This is a genomic window from Cytobacillus kochii, from assembly GCF_044790165.1.
Taxonomy (GTDB): Bacteria; Bacillota; Bacilli; order Bacillales; family Cytobacillaceae; genus Cytobacillus; species Cytobacillus kochii.
Map to the genome: position 1 here is coordinate 3,726,612 of NZ_CP085254.1, position 20,358 is coordinate 3,746,969.

General features: G+C 36.1%; 19 protein-coding genes and 1 pseudogene. 3 read left to right on the forward strand and 17 right to left on the reverse strand.

Going from position 1 to position 20,358, the window contains the following annotated elements; translation table 11 throughout:
* Positions 1–102 precede the first annotated feature (102 nt).
* From lpdA to LG276_RS19070, 10 genes are all read right to left on the reverse strand, one after another.
* Positions 103–1,527 (reverse strand): dihydrolipoyl dehydrogenase, encoded by a 1,425-nt coding sequence (gene lpdA, locus LG276_RS19025; RefSeq protein ID WP_404292503.1) that lies wholly within the window; start codon positions 1,525–1,527, stop codon positions 103–105.
* Positions 1,528–2,736, reverse strand: a complete 1,209-nt coding sequence (locus tag LG276_RS19030) for a dihydrolipoamide acetyltransferase family protein (protein ID WP_404292505.1) — start codon at positions 2,734–2,736, stop codon at positions 1,528–1,530.
* A gap of 18 nt (positions 2,737–2,754) precedes the next feature.
* A complete protein-coding gene (locus tag LG276_RS19035; RefSeq protein ID WP_233435203.1) occupies positions 2,755–3,771 on the reverse strand; it encodes an alpha-ketoacid dehydrogenase subunit beta in 1,017 nt (338 codons plus the stop codon).
* Between the two features lie 2 nt (positions 3,772–3,773).
* Positions 3,774–4,835 carry a pyruvate dehydrogenase (acetyl-transferring) E1 component subunit alpha gene (gene pdhA / locus LG276_RS19040; RefSeq protein WP_251163658.1) on the reverse strand — a complete coding sequence of 354 codons (1,062 nt, stop codon included), beginning with the start codon at positions 4,833–4,835 and terminating at the stop codon, positions 3,774–3,776.
* 14 nt (positions 4,836–4,849) lie between these two features.
* Entirely contained in the window at positions 4,850–5,986 is a 1,137-nt protein-coding gene (locus LG276_RS19045; protein WP_224938008.1) for a Glu/Leu/Phe/Val dehydrogenase, read from the reverse strand.
* Between the two features lie 12 nt (positions 5,987–5,998).
* Positions 5,999–6,394 carry a thioesterase family protein gene (locus LG276_RS19050; protein WP_289434473.1) on the reverse strand — a complete coding sequence of 132 codons (396 nt, stop codon included), beginning with the start codon at positions 6,392–6,394 and terminating at the stop codon, positions 5,999–6,001.
* A gap of 715 nt (positions 6,395–7,109) precedes the next feature.
* A complete protein-coding gene (locus LG276_RS19055) occupies positions 7,110–7,766 on the reverse strand; it encodes a GntR family transcriptional regulator (protein WP_224938010.1) in 657 nt (218 codons plus the stop codon).
* Positions 7,767–7,938: 172 nt separating this feature from the next.
* Complete coding sequence (locus tag LG276_RS19060) at positions 7,939–8,061, reverse strand: YuiA family protein (protein ID WP_224938011.1); 123 nt, start codon at positions 8,059–8,061, stop codon at positions 7,939–7,941.
* A gap of 164 nt (positions 8,062–8,225) precedes the next feature.
* A complete protein-coding gene (locus LG276_RS19065) occupies positions 8,226–8,714 on the reverse strand; it encodes an NUDIX domain-containing protein (protein WP_404292508.1) in 489 nt (162 codons plus the stop codon).
* Positions 8,715–8,788: 74 nt separating this feature from the next.
* Entirely contained in the window at positions 8,789–10,003 is a 1,215-nt protein-coding gene (locus tag LG276_RS19070; protein WP_251163656.1) for an NAD(P)/FAD-dependent oxidoreductase, read from the reverse strand.
* Positions 10,004–10,434: 431 nt separating this feature from the next.
* Between LG276_RS19070 and LG276_RS19075 the strand changes: the two genes are divergently transcribed.
* Positions 10,435–11,424, forward strand: coding sequence for an NAD(P)/FAD-dependent oxidoreductase (locus tag LG276_RS19075; RefSeq protein ID WP_404292510.1), 990 nt, complete (start codon positions 10,435–10,437; stop codon positions 11,422–11,424).
* Positions 11,425–11,595: 171 nt separating this feature from the next.
* Here LG276_RS19075 and LG276_RS19080 read toward each other — a convergent pair whose 3' ends face one another.
* On the reverse strand, positions 11,596–11,958 hold the full coding sequence (locus LG276_RS19080; protein WP_191817221.1) for an iron-sulfur cluster assembly accessory protein: 363 nt from the start codon (positions 11,956–11,958) through the stop codon (positions 11,596–11,598).
* A gap of 122 nt (positions 11,959–12,080) precedes the next feature.
* Positions 12,081–12,311 carry a DUF1450 domain-containing protein gene (locus LG276_RS19085; protein WP_224938063.1) on the reverse strand — a complete coding sequence of 77 codons (231 nt, stop codon included), beginning with the start codon at positions 12,309–12,311 and terminating at the stop codon, positions 12,081–12,083.
* Positions 12,312–12,573: 262 nt separating this feature from the next.
* Here LG276_RS19085 and LG276_RS19090 point away from each other — a divergent pair, with 262 nt between their 5' ends.
* A complete protein-coding gene (locus tag LG276_RS19090; RefSeq protein ID WP_404292512.1) occupies positions 12,574–13,641 on the forward strand; it encodes an NAD(P)/FAD-dependent oxidoreductase in 1,068 nt (355 codons plus the stop codon).
* Positions 13,642–13,865: 224 nt separating this feature from the next.
* Here LG276_RS19090 and LG276_RS19095 read toward each other — a convergent pair whose 3' ends face one another.
* The 5 genes and pseudogenes from LG276_RS19095 to LG276_RS19115 all read right to left on the reverse strand — a co-directional run bounded on the left by LG276_RS19095 (position 13,866) and on the right by LG276_RS19115 (position 18,434).
* A complete protein-coding gene (locus tag LG276_RS19095) occupies positions 13,866–14,555 on the reverse strand; it encodes a hypothetical protein (protein WP_404292514.1) in 690 nt (229 codons plus the stop codon).
* A 163-nt stretch (positions 14,556–14,718) separates the two neighbouring features.
* Positions 14,719–15,249, reverse strand: coding sequence for a hypothetical protein (locus LG276_RS19100; protein WP_251163645.1), 531 nt, complete (start codon positions 15,247–15,249; stop codon positions 14,719–14,721).
* Between the two features lie 214 nt (positions 15,250–15,463).
* Positions 15,464–16,313 (reverse strand): annotated as a pseudogene (locus LG276_RS19105) (N-acetylmuramoyl-L-alanine amidase).
* Between the two features lie 321 nt (positions 16,314–16,634).
* Complete coding sequence (locus LG276_RS19110) at positions 16,635–16,979, reverse strand: RNA polymerase sigma factor (RefSeq protein WP_404292516.1); 345 nt, start codon at positions 16,977–16,979, stop codon at positions 16,635–16,637.
* Positions 16,980–17,825: 846 nt separating this feature from the next.
* The gene (locus LG276_RS19115) at positions 17,826–18,434 is read right to left on the reverse strand and encodes a hypothetical protein (protein WP_404292518.1); all 609 of its coding nucleotides are present in this window, start codon (positions 18,432–18,434) and stop codon (positions 17,826–17,828) included.
* Positions 18,435–18,790: 356 nt separating this feature from the next.
* On the opposite strand from LG276_RS19115, the gene LG276_RS19120 reads away from it, so the two are divergent.
* Complete coding sequence (locus LG276_RS19120; RefSeq protein WP_224938068.1) at positions 18,791–20,317, forward strand: AbgT family transporter; 1,527 nt, start codon at positions 18,791–18,793, stop codon at positions 20,315–20,317.
* Positions 20,318–20,358 lie beyond the last annotated feature (41 nt).

Consider the following 20,358-nt stretch of genomic DNA (forward strand, 5'->3'; position numbering starts at 1 on the left):
TCTACTTAAAAGTTAAATTTCTACCTTTAAATCGCATTGAAAATGTAAAAAAGCTAGAAGTGCCCATCGAATACGCACGCCTAGCTTCATTATGATTACTGTTCACACCTTAACAGATTTTTTCTCATTCGGTTTCATATGAATCGCACGGTTATTCAAGCCCTCAATTGCTTCTAAAATGGTTTCGTTAAAACTCGGGTGAGGGTACAGTGGGAAATTTAAGTCTTCGTCACGACCAACGAGTTCCATAGCTGTGACTGCTGTACTAATTAATTCAATAGCTGAAGAACCAATGGCATGAAAGCCGAGTAGCACATCATTATCTGCATCTTTAATAATTTTCATTATGCCACTTTTTTCACTAGTCACCATCGCATAGCCATTGCCGCTATAATTGAATTGACTAACAGCAATGTTTAACCCTTTCTCTTTTGCTTCTTGTTCTGTCATCCCCACTGTTGCAAGAGGTGGAATTGTATGGACAACTGCAGGCATTAAGCTTAAATCCACTTCACTATTCAAGCCAGCTAACCTCTCAGCGACCACTTTTCCTTCTTTAATAGACTTAACAGCCGATTGCTCGCCACCCGTGACATCACCAATAGCGTATATTGTCGGTATATTTGTTTGCAATTGCTGGTTTACTTTAATAAAACCATCAGTTGTACATTCCACACCTATTCTTTGTAAATCGAGGGTCTCGATATTCCCATGATGCGTTCCTTCCATAAATACATGACTACCTTCACATGTGATCTCCTGGTCTGGTTTAGATAACTTCAGCTGCAAGAGAGTATGACTTTCTGCTATATCTTTTAATTGATAACCACGGTATACTTTGATTTTTTGCTTCTTTAATAATCGCTGTAACTCCCTATTAATACTTTCATCAAAGGAGAAATTTTCTTTATTTAAAATGAGGGTCACATCTGCACCAAGTTGACGAAAAGTAAAGGCCGCTTCTAATGCAATATAACTATGACCATAAATGATAAGATGAGGAGGAATCTCGGTTAACCGATAAAGTTCAGCTTCTGTTAGGATTTTGGCAGCGCGATACTCTGTTAGTATTTCAACAGTGCTTCCGGTCGCTATAATGACTTTCTCAAAATCATATAAATCAAAATGATGAGACATTTCAATACCTAAACGCTTTTGATTTATAAACTGAGCCTTGCCACGAATTAACTCAATTTGGTTTGCTTTACACAGTTCTTCTACCCCTTTTCGCAACCGTTCAATTGTCATATTCTTATAATCGTTTAACGATTCGATTGCAAAAGTAGGTTCATCAATAGCAATACCAAAAGAAGCATAATGCCCTAGCGCTTCTAACTTCTTTGCAGCTTGCGCGTAAACCTTTGAGGGTATACAACCTGAGTTCAGGCAAACACCACCCAATTCATTCTGTTCAACTAAAGTTACCTTCAATCCTAATTGCGCTGCTCGAATCGCCGCGTTGTACCCTCCAGGACCGCCTCCAATAATGATTAAATCCCGCTTTTCAGCGAATTCGCCTACAACCATTTAAATCAGCTCCACTAATAGTTTTGTTGGTTGTTCAATTAATTCAATGAAACGGTTAGAAAAAGCAATTGATTGCGCACCATCTATGAGGCGATGATCAAAAGAGATAGAAATATTCATGATAGAACGTATAACGATTTCATTTTTAGCATTTACTACCGGCTTTTTCTTCACTGCATGGAAGGTAATAATACTTGTTTCAGGATGATTGATAATTGGCGTTGCCCCTGTACCGCGGCCAAGAGGGCCAACATTATTAACTGTAAAAGTTCCACCCTTCATATCACCAGGAGTTAGCTTACCTTCTTGTGCTTTTTTCGTTAACGATTTCATCTCCTCATGAATCGCTCGGACTGACTTTTGATTAGCTTGGTGAATGACCGGTACCATTAAACCTTCTTTTCCTTGTGTCGCCACACCTATATGATAATCCTTTAACAACCGAATGACACCTGCTTCTTCATCTAATCTTGCATTAAATAATGGGTGTTCTTTTAAGCAGATAACAACTGCTTTCAAGAAAAATGCGGCTGGAGAGAGGCGATCACCTAAATCCTTTAATTCCTTTCTCGCTTCTAATAATTGGGTGACATCGACCTCATCATAATGCGTAACATGAGGAATTGTTTGTAGAGAATGACTCATTCGTTGAGCGATGACTTTTCTAATTCCTGTAAAAGGAATAGTCTCCTCTAATTTTGTTGTTTCTACTTGTGGCTCTGTTCTCTCTTTTTTCGTTTCTTTCGCACGATATCCTTCCACAAATTGATACACATCATCATCCATTACTCTTCCCGCTGGTCCTGTACCAACAATTCTTTCTATATCTATATTTAGATCTCTTGCAATTTTTCTTGTATAAGGTGCTGCAAGTATACGTTGATAGCGATTCCCATTCGCTTCAGCAATAACTTCTTTTTCCTTACGCGGTGGAACGGCTTCAATCACTACTTCTTCTCTCTTTGCAAGGCTCTGTCCATTATCGATTGTCATAATCACCGTTCCAACCGTAACGACTTCTCCTGTTTGAAAAGGAATGGAGGTGATGACACCAGCTGAGGGAGCAGGGATTTCAGCCACCATTTTATCTGTTTGTAGTTCAACCAATGGCTGATCTATCTCTACTGTATCTCCTTCTTTGACAAAGTAATGGATAATCTCTCCTTCTGTCATTCCTTCACCTATATCGCTAAATTTCACATCAGTCATATCATCTCACCCTCCCCTCTAAAATGTGTAAGCTTTACGAATTGCTGTCTCTACTCGTTCTGTTGATGGTAAATAATCATTCTCCAAAGAAAATAATGGCACAGGTACATCGAAGCCAGTCACTTTCTCCACTGGTGCTTTCAAATATAGAAAAGAAGTATCATTTATTATAGAAATAATTTCGCTACCTAACCCGCCTGTCTCATGCCCTTCATGAACAATGACAACTCTCCCTGTTTTTTGTACAGAATCAGCAATCAAGTCACGGTCTAGTGGATAAAGGCTTCTTAGATCAATTACATCACAGGAAATACCGTCTTTTTTCATTTTTTCACTAACTTTCATGACTAAGGGAATCATTGCACCCCAAGCAAAAATGGTGACATCATTGCCTTCTTGCACACGAGTGCCTTTGCCTATTTCAATTCGATAATCGCCCGTAGGCACTTCTTCTCTACTTCCCCGGTATAGACGCATCGGTTCTAAAAAAAGGACAGGATCTGGGTCATCTACTGCTGCTAACAATAAACCTTTTGCATCATAAGCGTTAGATGGGCACACGACCTTTATTCCTGGCAAATGTGTAAATAATGCTTCGACACTTTCCGAATGGATTTCTGGTGAGCGGACTCCTGCACCGTATGGAGCGCGAATCACCATGGGAATATGATATTGACCGAGTGTACGCATACGCATTCTTGTCACATGAGTCGCAATTTGTTCAAATGCTGGATAGATAAAACCGAGAAATTGAATTTCGACGACTGGTTTTAATCCCGCTAACGCCATCCCTACGGCTGTTCCGACGAACCCTGCTTCACTTAGTGGTGTATCGATGACTCTTTTTTCACCAAAAGTCTCCTGTAAACCATCTGTTGCTCTAAACACACCCCCATTGCGTCCAACGTCTTCACCCATAATAATCGTGTTTTGATCACTGTCTAGCATCGTCTTTAATCCATCCGTGATCGCTTGGATCATCGTCAACGACTGACTTGTTGCTTTCGTTTTTATTATTTCATTTGACATGACCATGATTATCGATTCCCCCCAATCAAGCCTAATTGTTCTTTTTGCCTTGATATCGTCCAAGTAGGTTCTCTAAAGACATGATCAAACATGTCATCTGTGTTAGCAGCAGGTGCATTTTCCATTTTCTCTACAGCTGCTTCTATCTCCTTACGTATATCAGATTGAATACTCTCTACCCACTCTTCACTCCAAAATCCGCGAAATTGTAAATGCTTTTTCAACCGAAGAAGAGGATCCTTCGCCTCTTTTTGACGATTGATTTCTTCTTGATCACGATATTTCGAAGGGTCATCTGCTGTTGTATGTGCCCCAAAACGAATAACAACTGCTTCAATAAGCGTTGGTCCCTGCCCTTTTCGCGCCCGTTCTAAAGCTTCTTTCACTGCATAATGGACAGCCAAAACATCCATACCATCTACCCGCACACCCGGTATCCCATAAGCAACAGCTTTCTGTGCAATCGTTTCGGAATTCATCTGTTTTTCAATAGGTAACGAAATAGCGTAACCATTATTTTGATTAAAGAAAACGACTGGTGCCTTAAATACACTTGCTATATTTAATCCCTCGTGAAAATCACCTTCAGAAGTAGCACCATCTCCAAAATAAGCAATAGCAGCGTTGTCAGTTCCTTTATAAACCTCCGCAATGGCAGCGCCTGTAGCATGTGGTAAATGGGTAGCAATTGGTATGGAAGCTGGCATAATTCGCTTTTCTTTTGATGGTAAACAACCTTCAATTCTACCATTCCAATGAAGGAGCATCCGATCTAAATCTGCACCAAATGTGAGAGAGGCACCGTGATCACGATAAGTAGGAAACATCCAATCATTTTCTGACAGCGCCAGTGCGCTTCCTACTTGTGCTCCTTCGTGCCCTGGAAAAGGCACATACGTACCAATTCTCCCTTGCCGCTGTAACGCAACCCCCTTCTGGTCATAGGTGCGTATACGCAACATGTGGTAATAAAATTCCTTTACTTTTTCCTCATTGAATTCTTCTTCATATGACTTGTTAACCCATTCCCCGTTCTCATCGATCATTTGATATAGTGGATAACTTTCCATAGTAACGCCTCCCATCATTTAAAATCCCATTTAGGTCTTACATTCCGAGAGAAAAAGTTGCTTCTATGTTGCTGTTCTTTCATCTGTCTTTGTAGACGATCTTGGGCGGCTTCTACTGTGTTCTTTCCAGTTGTAGCAGATTCTCGATATAATTGTAGTAAAGTATGATAAATCGTTCTTGTTTTTTGCAGTACTCGCTCTTTACTTGGTCCATATAATTCATCTGCAACTTGAATGAGCCCCCCAGCATTCACAATATAATCAGGAGCGTATAGGATACCCTTATCATGTAAAAGAGCGGCGTCAGAAGAATGTGCCAGTTGGTTATTAGCAGATCCGACAATGGCATGGACTCTTAATTCGCTGATGGTTCTTTCGTTTAACACTCCACCCATTGCACACGGAATGAAAATATCGGCCGATACGCGGTAAATTTCTAGATGATCAACTACTTGCACATTACCTCTTAACGTTTCTGCCTTTTCTACAAGTTCTGCTATTGCCTCTTGATTAATATCTGTAACAAACACATTACCACCAGCTTCAAGCAGTGTTTCTGCAATCTTCATCCCAACTTTGCCTAATCCTTGAATACTGTATGTGCGTCCTTCCAAAAGGTCTGTACCATGTAAATATTGATTAGTTGCCTGTATAGCATAAACAACCCCTTGAGCAGTAGGGATGGACGAATCTCCTCCACCTCCATATGCTTCAGGTATCCCATTAATGAATCGCGTTTCTTTTGAAGCATGGACAAAGTCCTCCATCGTTGTCCCCATATCTGTCCCTGTATAAAATCTACCATTCAATGAATCTACAAATTGACCAAAAGCACGAAATAAGGCAGGTGATTTATCCTTTTTCGGATCACCAATAATGACTGCCTTTCCTCCTCCAAAATCAACATCTGCTGCTGCACATTTTGCGGTCATGCCTTCAGCTAAACGTAAAGCGTCTTCTAAGGCGGCATCCATATTTTCATAAGGGTACATCCGCGTTCCACCAAGAGCTGGACCTAATGTGGTATTATGAATGGCTATAATTGCTCGTAAACCTGTACTCGGGTCATTACAAAAGACTACTTGTTCATGATTAGCCATCTTCTTAAAAATATCGTTTCCTACTTCTTGAGACTGATTAAGCTTTTCCATCCTTGCTCCCCCTTAATTGTTGGTAGCTAAAACTTTCTTCGCAATTACTTCTTTCGGAAGAACCGCTTGTTTGACTTCTCCTCTACCAATTAGTCCAAGTTCATTCATCACAATAACCTCCGTTACTAAAGAACGTTCAGTAATTGTCGTAACGGTCGCAGTTAAAGTCACTTTAGAATTTCCCCCAGATGGAGCAACATGTTGCATGTGGACAGCTGCCCCCATTCCCTCTTCATGATCCTCAAGAAACGGAAGAAGGATTTTTCTAGAAACCCACTCCATGTGATACACCATGGATGCAGTTGAATAGACGGGATGAACAACTTCTCCGTCGAACTGCGCAAACATATCCTTTGTGACATTAATTGTCATTACTTCTGATAGACCAATATGTAATCCATCCTTCATTGCTACACACCACCCTTCTTGTATGCGCTTTCATTGTAGTAACAAAAGAAAATTACCCCATGTTAAATTATTTACGCCGCACCACACTTCTGAATTTTCTTTATATTTCGGATATTACAACATTTACTATTTTTAGTCAACGGAAAACAGTTAACCAACATACCTCTTCATTTATTATTCGCCTTGTTTGACTTGAAAGAGCGAAATGAAATGAAGCTACAATATTTCTACCTCATACATAGTTTATGTGAAAAAAGGCTGAAAAAGACATACTCACTTTGTGCATTTAAACAAGTAAGGATAACGCAACAACAGGAAAAAGAAGAAGTAGATACTTGATCACCTTCAGTTATAGAGGAGGTATATAAGGTTTGCTGCCAGAACAAATATCAGTCAGCTCGAATGCGGGGATGAATTTAGCTATATAACTAAATGAATCTATAGGTGCGATCATGTGTGCACTATTTATGAATGAATAACCTAACTAAGTTAGTAAAAGGGATGGGAAATTACCATTGAATTCTCTATAATGGCACTTCCCTCATAAGATTTATTATGGTCGTCACTACAAGAGCACACCATACGGGAAACTTTATGAATCAAATAAACAAGCTGACTTGACTCACCAGTGTTACAATCAAACCTTTAAACGGGATTCTCTCATAATAATTAAACAAAGCTACTCTATGTAGGCTCTACTTAGAGTAGCTGATCTTTATTTAGAAACGCTTTTATCAATATGCATAAGGACGCCATCAAGCCCTTTTTTTATATGCTGTCTGATATATTCTTGTGCTCCTTTTTCATCACCGCTAAATAATAAGTCTATAATTCTTTCATGTTCTTCTACTAATGTAGGATAGAAGTTTTCCTTTACCATATTACTACGCATATAATGAATCTTTGCCCGAATCATTTCTAATAACTCTGTTAGCTGTTTATTCTTTGAGGCATAAATAATAATATCATGAAAGGCTTGGTCGAGCTTACCGAGTTCGATTATATCTTTCTTTTCATTTGCCTGATAACTAGCAACTAAATTCTTCTGTAACTTTTCTTTCTCATTCTCTGAAATATTATGAATAGCTAAGCTGATCGCAAGAGCTTCTAGACTTTCTCTACATTGGAAAAGATCCACTACATCTTGAACCGTCGGTGTATAAACCTTTACATAGCCATCATTATATACAAGAAGACCATCTTGAATAAGCATTCGAATCGCTTCTCTAACGGGTCCTCTACTTATGCCTAATTTACTTGCCGCTTTTGCTTCTACAATTCTCTCAGAAGGTTGATAAACCCCTTCAAGAATTTCGCTCTTAATTATATGATATGCCTGTTGATGCAGAGACTCAGGTTTAACGATACGCATAAATTGCAACCTCCATTACAAACTTCGCCAATTAATAAACTTTATTATAGCAGAATTTTATTTTAAAATTTTGATATTTGATAGCATGTGAGATAATTCTGCTGTATTTCAACAAAATTAAAAGCGCTCTAAAACTTAGAGCGCTATCATTACATCTTATTCATTTGCTGAATTATTTTTCATGTTTACCAGAACCACCGCAACAAGCACATGTTTCCGATCCTCCAAGGATCAGTTGGAAATACCCTTGACCTGCACAATAGATACAAACTTTAGATTCATTTTTTACTGCCATGTTGTTCATCTCCCTTGGAATAATTGAATTTTCTGATAATAACTAAATAATACAGAAAAATATCAAAAATGGAAAGGTTCAAAAAACAGTAAAAACCCTTTATGTAAACGCATACAAGCATTATTATCTTTCTTATGCTTTAAATTATGCAATATATCACGAGGTTACAAAAATAATTTATAAGCAGTGTATCCAAATTGATCTCCGGGATTAATGTCATCAATTAATGTTTTGTTGTTATGATTGAGGTTCTCCCATATATACTGAATCATGACTGAAGTTGGTTGATGATGAATAAGTTCCAGTGGATCCATAAATTGGACATCATCTAATTCTTTGTCTTCTATTACAATTGTCTGATTTGTATCAGCTTCCAAAAGAAAAATGACCATATTATCGCTAATTTCCCCTTTAATCACACCCGTACGAAGACCTATCATCTCTTTCACACGACAAGATAGCCCAGTTTCTTCCTTCACTTCTCTAATAATTGCCTCATCTGCTGTTTCATCTTGCTCTACAAAACCGGCAGGTAATGACCATTTTCCTTTTAAACCACCGTATTTCTTGTTTACAACTAACCATTCTTTACTTTCATTGATTAAAAGACCACTAACCCCAAGCCATACTTTACCTCTATCGGCTTTTCCCATTTTATCTCTCCTTAGATGAATTAATCTATAAAAAAAAGAGCAAACATATCGTTTGCCCTCTTATATTTAACGCATTAAAGAACGTTGAATTTACCTTTTTTCGCAACTAATGAAGCGCCACCGATCATTAATAATGCACGGTTATCAACCATCTTCTTCATAAATGAAGCCTTTTTACCAACCACTTTTTTACCAAATACAACACCAATCGCATCATCTTCACCTAAAGAACATACTGTACCTTTGTTATCAAAAGTAAATGTCCCTAGTTCTTTATTTTGAATAAGTGCAGCAATATTTTTTGCAACTAATTCACCTTGTTGCATAGCAATTTGTGCAGTTGGCGGATAAGGGCGATTAATTTCTTCATTAATCACTAATGAACTATCACCAATAACAAAGATATTGTCATGTCCAGGTGCTCTTAAGTTCTCATCCACTTTTATACGTCCACGCATGGCTTCGAATCCTGATTTTTCAATAATGGCATTCCCACGAATACCAGCAGCCCAGATTACAGTACCTGCTTTAATTTCTTCTACATCATCTTCGCCTTTTGCTACGATAATACCATCTGGTGTACCTTCTTTAATCGCTGTGCCAATACGGAATTGAACACCTTTCTTCTCAAGATGAGCAACAGCATATTCAACTAATTCAGGATCAAATCCTGGTAATACCATTGGAGCTGCCTCAACACATACAATCTTCACCTTTTCAAAAGGTACATCATATTCTTTGCATAATTCAGGAATACGGTTACCTAATTCACCAAGGAACTCGATACCTGTGAAACCAGCACCACCAACAACGATTGATAGGCGCGTATCATCTTTTACTTCTTCTGTATTATAAGTAGCAAATTGATACTCGATATGCTCACGAATTTGGCGCGCAGAATTGATATTAGAGATAGAGAAAGCGTATTCTTTCAATCCTTTAATACCAAATGTTTCAGATTCTCCACCTAGTGCAACTACTAGATAATCATATTCAAGCTCACCTTTTTCAAGTAGAACTTTCTTCTCATCTGTTTTAATTTCAACAGCAGTGCCTTTTACAAACTCAACTTTACCGTTGTCAATTACTTTACTTATATCATAACGTACACGGTCGTGATGTAATGTACCCGCAGATGCTTCATGTAACCAAGTTGTTTCATAATGGTAATCATTTTTATTCACAAGAATAATTTCAGCATCATTTGCTCCGATTTGTTTCTGCAAACGAGTTGCAGTCATTAATCCACCGTAACCTGCACCTAAAATAACGATTTTTGGCTTTTTCAAGTGTATCACTTCCACCTTTAATATATTTTATAGTACTTCTTATCTCCTATTTTTCATAAAATAAAAGATTGTGATATTCTTCACTAATACGGACAAAAAAATGTTCGAAAAATGTCACAAAAAATTAATAAATATATCTTCTATTACATAGTATTCCTTTTCTATCTTATTTTCAAGCTAAATTGACACTTTAAGAATTTTAAGATTTTTTAATTTGATAATGATTATCAATACTATAAAATCAACATTGGTACCGCTTTCACATTTTACCTTTCTAAAGGAAATTTAACCGTATTTTTCTAGTCAACGCTGATTTTTAAAAGATCATTTGATGGTACATCTTTTCCTTATGCAACACCAAATGATACAGAATAGTCTAATATTATGGTAAACTAATTAAAACACCATAAATATACTTAGGGGGAATCACTTTGACTGAACAGAAGATTTACGACATCACGATTATCGGCGGGGGTCCAACTGGGCTATTCACCGCTTTTTACGGTGGGATGAGACAAGCATCTGTTAACATTATTGAAAGCTTACCTCAACTAGGTGGACAGCTTTCTGCCCTTTATCCAGAAAAATATATCTACGATGTTGCAGGATTTCCGAAAATCCGCGCACAAGAGTTAATAGATAATCTTGTTGAACAGATGGACAAATTTGATCCGACTATATCTTTAGAACAATCTGTACAAACATTGGAAAAACTAGCAGATGGAACATTGAAAATTACGACAGATAAAGATGTCCACTTTTCAAAATCTGTCATTATTACTGCTGGTAACGGCGCATTCCAACCCCGTCGTTTAGAATTGGAAAGTGCGAAAGAATACGAAGGAAAAAACCTTCATTATTTTATTAACGACCTCAATCATTTTGCTGGAAAAAGAGTCGTTATATTTGGTGGAGGCGATTCAGCAGTGGACTGGGCTTTAATGCTTGAACCTATCGCAGATAAAGTTACAATCGTTCACCGCAGAGATAAATTCCGTGCACATGAACATAGTGTAGAAAACCTTGAAAATTCTAAAGTTGATATCAAAACACCATATATTCCAGCTGAATTAGTTGGTGATGAAAGCGGTGTAAGCCAAGTAATCCTTGAAAAAGTAGGCGAAGAAGAAAAAGAAGTTATCGACGTCGATGCCGTTATTGTTAACTATGGTTTTGTCTCTTCATTAGGTCCAATTAAAGAATGGGGCTTTGACATTCAGAAGAACTCTATCGTTGTAAATCAAAAGATGGAAACTAACATTGAAGGTGTTTATGCTGCTGGAGATATTTGTACTTACGATGGAAAAGTAAAATTAATTGCATGTGGATTTGGTGAAGCACCAGTCGCAGTTAGTCACGCTAAAACATATATTGACCCTAAAGCAAGAGTACAGCCTAAACATAGTACTTCAATGTTTTAAAAGAAAGGCCCGGATGTGATTCCGGGTTTTTTTACACCCTTAAACTGGAGGAAGTTTTGACCATTTTCACATAATACCTACCAACCACACTTCTGGTGGATTAAACATTGACTTTCTGACTTCAAATAAAAAAGACCTTCCCTTTATAAAGGAAAGATCTCTTCACTAAGATTAGCACTCTTCTGGCGTACCAACCTTTGTTGCGGTTCTAAAAGAAGATCCACAGCCGCAATTGGCAATCGCATTTGGGTTGTCGATAGTGAAACCGCCACCCATCATGGATTCTTTATAGTCTATTTTTGTCCCTTGTAGAATCGGTGCATCTTCTTTACTTACAACGATTTCAAGGCCATGTAATTCAAAAGGAATGTCGTCTTCTTCTACTTCTTGAGCAAAGCCCATTCCGTAAGATAATCCGCTACAGCCACCGCCCTTTACTGCTACACGTAATTTGGCGTTCTCTTCTTCATTTTGTTTCATCATTTCTTTAATGTGAAGGGCTGCCGCTTCTGTAATCTCAACAACTTGATTCATCATAATCCCTCCAAGTTTATATTATAGGCTTAGTATATACTTCTTTACAGTGTTTCACAAACTTACTGCCTTCATTAACGTACCTATACCTTATTATATGGCAACAAAAGAGTAAAGGAACATTATTCTTCATCTAAATGTTGATAAATGTTATAAACCAATTCCTCCGCATTTTCCCCATGAATGATGTCATTGTCAACTAAAGCGAATAATAAATGCCGGCACTTCCCACAATATCCTAAACAGCCATATTCAATGACATCTAAATCATAATCTTTTTTTAACTTTGCAAAGGCATGGTGAGAACCATTGGCCATATTTGTTATACAAAATTCTACAACAATCTTCCTCATAATATTAACTCCTTATTCGCTTCCTTTTCCTTCTTTTGAAGAAACTATAAATATCAGAATATTTTTACTCCGTCTTATCTGCATAAGTTTCCTTTTGTTTTCTGTTGTGATTTAGAGATAATTTCGTTATACTTTTTATGGGATTATGCAATATGGATGGTTATATTTATTTTTTTAAGATAATTTGGACACTTGTGTTTTTTCCATTGTATCAGATTATCTTCTTGTATGAGAACGGACAAAATAAAGGGGATATCAGCAAATGAAAAATCTTGTTATTCTTGGGGGAGGATACGGCGGAATGCGAGTGCTTGCTCGTCTTTTACCGAATCAACTGCCGGATGATGTTTCGATTACTCTCGTCGACCGGGTACCTTATCATTGTTTAAAAACAGAATACTATGCACTTGCCGCTGGAACGATTTCCGATCAACATGTACGTGTTGCTTTTCCAGAACACCCTCGCTTGAACATTCAATATGGAGATATTACAAAAATTGACACAAAAGAAAAGCTGGTCCATTTAAACGATCAACAACCCATTTCATATGACGATCTTATTGTTGGGCTTGGTTGTGAAGATAAATACCATAATGTTCCTGGGGCAGATGTATATACTCACAGTATTCAATCTATTGCCAAGTCACGAAAAACATATGAAACGCTGAATAATTTGCCTGCGGGTGCCATTGTTTCGATTGTTGGTGCTGGTCTCAGTGGTATCGAGTTAGCATCTGAACTAAATGAAAGCAGACCTGATTTAACGGTCAAGTTGTTTGATCGGGGGAATCGCATCTTATCTGCCTTCCCAGAGAGACTAAGTAAATATGTACAAAACTGGTTTAACTCTCGAAGCGTACAAGTCATTAACAACTCTAATATCACTAAAGTCGAAGAAGGCGCTCTATACAATCATGATGAGCGGATTGAAAGTGATGTCGTTGTATGGACTGCAGGTATTCAGCCGACACATGTTGTACGTGCGATGGATGTTGAAAAAGACAAACAGGGTAGAGTCGTATTAACCAAGTATCACAATATCCCTGATGACGAGCATGTATATGTAGTAGGTGACTGCGCAAGCCTTCCTCATGCACCAAGTGCGCAACTAGCTGAAGGACAAGCAGAACAAATTGTACAAGTCCTTTTAAAACGTTGGAAAAATGAAGAACTACCCGAAACCCTTCCTGTGATAAAACTAAAAGGAATCATGGGTTCACTAGGTAAAAAACATGGCTTTGGTTTAGTTGCCGAACGTCCAATTACAGGACGAGTAGCACGCCTTATTAAATCAGGCATTCTTTGGATGTATAAATATCATAACGGTTAATAAAACTCTTGGTTATCTACAGTTTAACAATGGAGGGGTAAAAAGTTGAGGGTGATACAATAAAAGAAGCATTACAGAAAGCATTACAAGGAATGAAAGCCCATCTCGATTGAGAAGGGCTTTTACTTTTAAACTCTTAATTCTTTAAATACAACTTAAAGTTTATTTTTAGAATAATAGTTATGTAGCATTATTTATCAATCTCAAATTAAATAATATAAAACTTATTTAAATAGATATATATTTTGTGCTTGGTGAATATAACCAAAATAATCGGAAGTAGATGATGAACCAAAACTAATTGTAGCAACCCTAGTATCTAGACCTGCTTCTGAATTAATTGTAGTTGAAGCATTGTTATAAAAATTACCTTCTGCTCTGTAATATAAAGTTTTACCTGAGTTCAATGCTTGTGCCTTAACTGAACCTCCAAAACCTTTAACCATACCATTATATGATTTATTAATTGTGATATCTACAATACTCTTTATTACAAATTGACCAGCGCTATTTTTGCAAAGTTCAGTCCATACATGCATAGTTGGTTTATAATTTGACTTCACATTAAGTGTTCTAGAAAATGCAGTTGCACCACTCGCACATGAACTAGCCATAGGCGTTATTAAACTTTTATTAGTTTTTCCTCCTAGATTTCTTAATTCTGAACTAGTAGTAGTACCTTTCTGTTCTGCGATTAATTCAGCTGCTTCTTCATTTGAATAATGCTTAATTGTAAATCCATCAACTTGAATTTCTTCCCCATCTTGTAATTTTTCAAAATCTACTTTTTCCAAATTAATTTCTTCCATGGTTGTTTCTTGACTTACATCACTTTCTGCATTCGCACTCGCATTACCTAATGGCGATAATAATAATGATAGTAACGCGGAACTTAAAACTAGTTTTTTTAGCATGGTGATTCCCCCTAATATTATTTCACAATAATTATACTAACATTACAAATGTAATAATTCAACCATTTTATAACATTAAAAGAATATATATCTAAGTATGTAAGTTTTTAACAAAATTAAAAAGAGTTGACATTATCAACTCTTCTCTTACTTTCCACATAAATTATTTTTCAATTACTTTGAATACACTAGAATAAACTTCATCTATTCTATCAGTTTGTAATTCGCTGTTTTCAACTGGATAACCAAATTTCCAAGAATCATATTCATTAGTATCCTGGTTATATATAAATCCAGAAATATATGTATCTGTATCATTTATTTTTGCTGCTTCTTCCTTATACGAAGCAGGATTTTCCATATCTCTAAACGGCACGGTGTTTGCTTTTGACCCTATAAAGAAGAATGGTAAGCTTTTTTCCTTATACATTTTAACAAACTTATTTTTAGAAGCTTCAGATAAGGAATCTTCCATAATAAACACCGCATCAAAATCAGGCTCTGAATTATAAATCTCCTCTAGAGTTATATTATGAAAACTTATATTCTCTTCTCTTATATTAGGAGATTCTCCCACAACACCTATATTTAAAGCTTTCCCTTCATATGGCACTTCTTCAACATTGTTGGTTTGACAAGCACTAAGAAAAATTAATATTATTATAAATAATGTAATAAACTTCTTATTTCTCAACAAGATAACCTCCTTAACTAATTACCCACAATAGCATACACTTAAAATAAATAAAATAAAAGGATTTTCCATTTTCTTTTATAATTCACTTATTTTGTAATAGGTAATCATTCACCCGAAATAAATTTACCATGAGTATATTTCATCTAGAAACTCGGATTATTTTACAATATAATAAACCAAAGCCCCCCTCGATTGAGAAGGGCTTTGGTTATTACTTAACTCTTAAACTCTCACCAACATAAATCGTGTAGTTATTATCTAGATCGTTCCAGTTTTTAATTTGCTTAATCGTGCTACCGTATTTTTTAGCTAGTTCAGATACAGTTTCACCTTTTTTCACAGTGTGATAGGTAGCACCAGAAGTAATATTTAATTTACTTCCTATTTGTAATGCATCCACATGAATGCCAGGATTAAGCTTTTTAAGATTATTAACAGTTGTGCCGTATTTTTAGGATAATGACCAAAGAGTATCACCTTTAACTACCGTATGACGATAACCTTTGCTCGGTTTAGACGTTTCCTTTTTTCTAAGGTTAAATGCTTTAACAAGTCCATTAACATGACCCCTTGCAACATCATCTATAAAAGAATCTTGTTTAAGTTTAGCAGCATCCCCACTATTATCAATAAACCCATTTTCGGTTAAAATTGCAGGCATATGCGATTCTCTAAGAACATGTAGGTTCTTTTGTTTTTGCCCACGGTCATTGAAACCTGTAGCTTTTATCACTTCGCTTATGAATAGCATCTTGAATGGCTAATGTGGTTTGTCCTACTCCTAGATAAACATAATCCTCATAACCTACACCGCCACCAGCATTAATATGTGGTAATACATATACATCGGCACCCCACGCATTTGCATCATCAGTTCGATAAGTTAATGAGCGAGTTTGGTCACCTGTACGGCTCATCTTAATTTGTACATCATCGTATTCTTCAAGATATTCTTTAATTTTCAAAGCCTTTTTTAATGTTAATAATTTTTCATACAGACTATTACCTACAGCGCCTGGATCAATGCCGCCATGTCCTGGATCAATATAAACTTTAACCATTTAATATAACACTCCTTTTTAATATTTTTGGATATAAAAAAGACTGCCTTTTTGGACAGCCTATAATTTATTTTCCTTTTCTAGCCAAGCCTTTTGTTGTTTAGCCTTTTTGGTAAATCCAAAATGATTCTTATAAATTGTATATAGGGTGATCCCTAATGCAATACCCGCCGTAAGAACAATGCCAAATGTTATTTTCTTCTGATTCATGTTTCTTATCATTGCTACTCATTTGTATACCTCCCTGTATAGTTTCGCAAATTCCTTCCTGGCTCGAGCTACTGGTCAATATCTTCTTCAAAAGCGACTTGTAAATGATGATCAAATGACAATGCTACTTCTGCCAATGTATTCAGACCAATGTTCATAACTTATAAGAATCTCTTCAGGTAAATCTTTTGAAAGTGTTTTTACTTGATCTTCCCTTAAATCAAGCTTAACTCTACTATTTTTACGAAATTGATCATAATGAAAATTGATAGCCACACGGATTAACCAACTCCGAATTTTAGGTGTTCTTATTGAATCATAATACTGAAGGAATTTATAAGCCGTTTCTTGTACAATATCTTCTGCATCTTCATGAGATATCTTCAATTTTCTTAAATATCGGTAAACAAAATTCAGTTCCTCATTTAAACTTTTTAAATCATCTGAATTATCCATTTCTCCCTCCTGCGATTATAAGGCGAATGAGAAAGAAAAAAGTATACAATTATCTTTGAATTTTAACAGTGACTTCATTTTTTAAATCTGTAAGGCGGGGTTATGAAACAACACTTTGTAAAGAATTATCATACCACTTATCAAATAATGAAAAGAAAATCTTAATAGTTAATAAAGATCCTAAGATCCAGTTGTACACAATCACTTTTTGAGAGATTCGATAATGATACCATAGATAATAATGGTAATATTAGAAATGACATTCAATCAATACAAAATTATAGATTTAGATTAAGATTAATAGATGGTAATGCATCAGATCTAATACATAAATTAACAAAAAATTCAAATAATTATTCCTTAAGACTTAACACTGTCTTTATGGAACGAAACGCTACTAACACACTTGAACAGCAATTATTACAAGCTATAAAGAAATGGAGACTAAAAGAACATTATGACTTGTCCTCCAACTTATTCATTTTATACAGTCTCTGCACTAATTGAATTATTTGGACTCCTCTAAGGCGGATATGTATTCTTTGTTAGGTCTTTCACTGTTAAGAGAATGTGAATAAATTTAACGGTTAATTTAAGTAGGTACAGTTAAATTGTCTGTGCCCTTTTTCATTAGAGGTTTTTCTGAAGATAATCAGAAAAGTGGGATTTGTTCGTTCATCTTTAATAATATCTCCTGAGTTAGCTGCGCAATGTAGATTGCGCGTACATTTTGAGCAATTTCATCAAATTAAATTTCTGCGGACATCTATAACCATTTCAACAGATAGCTGTGCATCAAAAACTACATACTCCCTCTGATATCATCGTTATTTTACTTATAAGTTTTTAAATCAATTTTTCTATACAGGTAACCAATGCTTTTGGTGGATAAGATTCAAGCATGCGACTATATCCGATAGCTACTTGATCACCACTAACAATCCCCTCTAGAAGAAGCGGTGATTCCATATGTAATAATACAATTTGGTATTTTGCTTGTAATTCATCCATATCTAAATGGATGTCTTTGGCATGGAAATTTCCATCTTCTGTTAAAATTTTTTCTTCTATATAAATATGTCCTACCTGTTCACTCTTTTTTTCACAAGATGATGTATACAGTTCCATAGTTTTTACAGCGATTTGAGGAATTTTTGTTTGAGATATCTCACTATAGCTTACTTTCACTTTATCGCCGTTCTTTATACCCTCTGGAAGCTGAGATGTTTTATATGATAGATAGTAGATAATGTCGTACTTTTCTTTTAAATGATTTACATCAAGATTAAGGTCTGCCTGTTGAAAATCTTCATCACCAATTAACATATGCTTATCTAATAGAAGATACCCTATTTGTGATTTTTCTCCATATTCAGAAGAAGCGGAGGACAAATCCATATAAACGAAAGAATTCAATCCCATAAGCAACAAAAACATGACAATAAAACCTTTCATTCCGTTTCTCCTTTTTTACTTTTTTTCTATCACTTTTAAAAATTAGACTCATTTAGCTTTCAAAAGTTTCAACTAATAAGGGTCATTTCATAAAATATCCTTTTATCAATAGGTATTCTCTTCATGACAAGATTAAGTATCACCACAGCATTCTCTTGCTATAATGGTTGTTTTTTTACATAAAAACCAAATTCTTTTATAATGATATGAATTTTTACAAAAATAACAGTTTTCTTACTTTTTTACTTTCTATTTTCTTATATAGACTTGCCCTTTATAATGGCAAAGAAGCGCTTACAAAATAGTTAGGTTATATTCAAAATATTTCCTAAATAGAAAGAAGGGAGAAAATATAAATGAAGAAAAAGAGAAAAGGTTACTTGCAGCGTTCATTAGATAGTGTTGAAACAATTGGTAACAAATTGCCTCATCCCGTCACTTTATTCGCGATATTGTCATTAATTGTTTTGCTATTATCTGCTGGTCTATCACAACTAGGAATTAGTGTAGAGCATCCGGGCGAAGAAGGAAAAATGGTTGAAATTACCAACCTTTTAAGTGCAGAAGGTATCCAATATATATTTTCTAGTATGACAGATAACTTTATTGGGTTTGCCCCTCTGGGTGTCGTTTTAGTGACGATGTTAGGGATAGGTATTGCTGAGCGCTCGGGACTCATTAGTGCCTTATTACGTGGGTTTGTCTTATCAGTACCTAAGCGATTTATTACACTAGGATTAGTGTTCGCAGGAATCATGTCTAGTGTCGCTTCCGATGCAGGGTATGTTGTATTACCGCCACTTGGTGCACTTCTTTTTGCAGCAGTAGGTAGACATCCATTGGCAGGATTAGCTGCAGCCTTTGCCGGGGTATCAGGAGGATTTAGTGCAAACCTTTTACTTTCAGGTACAGATGCATTATTAGGGGAGCTAACCATTGCAGGTGCTGCAATTATAGATCCTGTCTATGCAGAAGGTATGAGCATTGCCATGAATTATTGGTTCATTATTGTTTCTGTGTTTTTATTGACAGTTATAGGAGCATGGGTAACAGAAAAAATTGTTGAGCCACGACTTGGGGAATATAAAGGCGACTACAGGGAAAAAGTTGAAAAGTTAACAGCTATCGAAAAGAAGGGGTTAATCTGGTCAAGTGTTTCAATTGTAGTAGGAGTTATTTTAGCAGCATTACTCGTTTTACCAGAAGGTGCTCCAATGCGTGGTACTGGTGACCAACCAATTATCTCCTCTCCATTCATGAGTTCTTTAGTACCAATCATTGCCATTCTTTTCTTTATTCCAGGTTTAGTATATGGCATGGTTACTAGAGAGATTAAAAATGACAAAGATGTGGCAAATCAACTCTCTGATACAATGGCGTCAATGGGAATGTTTATTGTACTAGCTTTTACAGCGGGACAATTTGTCGCTTACTTTAATGAATCTAATATAGGATTAGTTCTAGGGGTTTATGGTGCTGAATTCTTACAAAACATTAACCTCACAGGCATTCCATTAATTATCGTCTTTATTCTTATTGCTGCATTTATTAACATATTTATCGGCAGTGCTTCTGCAAAGTGGGCAATGATGGCTCCGGTATTTGTTCCAATTATGATGCAATTAGGTTATTCACCTGAACTTACTCAGATGGCCTATAGAATTGCAGATTCATCAACAAATATCATTTCTCCGTTGATGACGTATTTTGCCATTATTATTGCTTTTGCACAGAAATATGATAAAAAGATGGGAATTGGTACCCTTGTATCAACAATGATTCCTTATTCAATGTTCTTCTTAGTCGGATGGACACTTATGTTGATTGTGTGGATGTTACTTGGTATAGAGCTTGGACCAGGTGCACCGATTATGTATGAATAAATGCTTTTTTAACAAAAAATGCAACCTCTATCTCATTCATC

Excerpts from the sequence above, each read along its gene's own strand:
- lpdA (WP_404292503.1), bottom strand. The coding sequence starts at position 1,527 with ATGGTTGTAGGCGAATTCGCTGAAAAGCGGGATTTAATCATTATTGGA.
- LG276_RS19050 (WP_289434473.1), bottom strand. The coding sequence starts at position 6,394 with ATGAAGGATGGATTACATATTGGTCTATCAGAAGTAATGACAATTAAT.
- LG276_RS19080 (WP_191817221.1), bottom strand. The coding sequence starts at position 11,958 with ATGAATCAAGTTGTTGAGATTACAGAAGCGGCAGCCCTTCACATTAAA.
- LG276_RS19060 (WP_224938011.1), bottom strand. The coding sequence starts at position 8,061 with ATGGCAGTAAAAAATGAATCTAAAGTTTGTATCTATTGTGCAGGTCAA.
- LG276_RS19065 (WP_404292508.1), bottom strand. The coding sequence starts at position 8,714 with ATGGGAAAAGCCGATAGAGGTAAAGTATGGCTTGGGGTTAGTGGTCTT.
- LG276_RS19030 (WP_404292505.1), bottom strand. The coding sequence starts at position 2,736 with ATGACTGATGTGAAATTTAGCGATATAGGTGAAGGAATGACAGAAGGA.
- LG276_RS19055 (WP_224938010.1), bottom strand. The coding sequence starts at position 7,766 with ATGCGTATCGTTAAACCTGAGTCTCTGCATCAACAGGCATATCATATA.
- pdhA (WP_251163658.1), bottom strand. The coding sequence starts at position 4,835 with ATGGAAAGTTATCCACTATATCAAATGATCGATGAGAACGGGGAATGG.
- LG276_RS19110 (WP_404292516.1), bottom strand. The coding sequence starts at position 16,979 with ATGGATAATTCAGATGATTTAAAAAGTTTAAATGAGGAACTGAATTTT.
- LG276_RS19090 (WP_404292512.1), top strand. The coding sequence starts at position 12,574 with ATGAAAAATCTTGTTATTCTTGGGGGAGGATACGGCGGAATGCGAGTG.
- LG276_RS19035 (WP_233435203.1), bottom strand. The coding sequence starts at position 3,771 with ATGGTCATGTCAAATGAAATAATAAAAACGAAAGCAACAAGTCAGTCG.
- LG276_RS19095 (WP_404292514.1), bottom strand. The coding sequence starts at position 14,555 with ATGCTAAAAAAACTAGTTTTAAGTTCCGCGTTACTATCATTATTATTA.
- LG276_RS19045 (WP_224938008.1), bottom strand. The coding sequence starts at position 5,986 with ATGGAAAAGCTTAATCAGTCTCAAGAAGTAGGAAACGATATTTTTAAG.
- LG276_RS19120 (WP_224938068.1), top strand. The coding sequence starts at position 18,791 with ATGAAGAAAAAGAGAAAAGGTTACTTGCAGCGTTCATTAGATAGTGTT.
- LG276_RS19085 (WP_224938063.1), bottom strand. The coding sequence starts at position 12,311 with ATGAGGAAGATTGTTGTAGAATTTTGTATAACAAATATGGCCAATGGT.
- LG276_RS19115 (WP_404292518.1), bottom strand. The coding sequence starts at position 18,434 with ATGAAAGGTTTTATTGTCATGTTTTTGTTGCTTATGGGATTGAATTCT.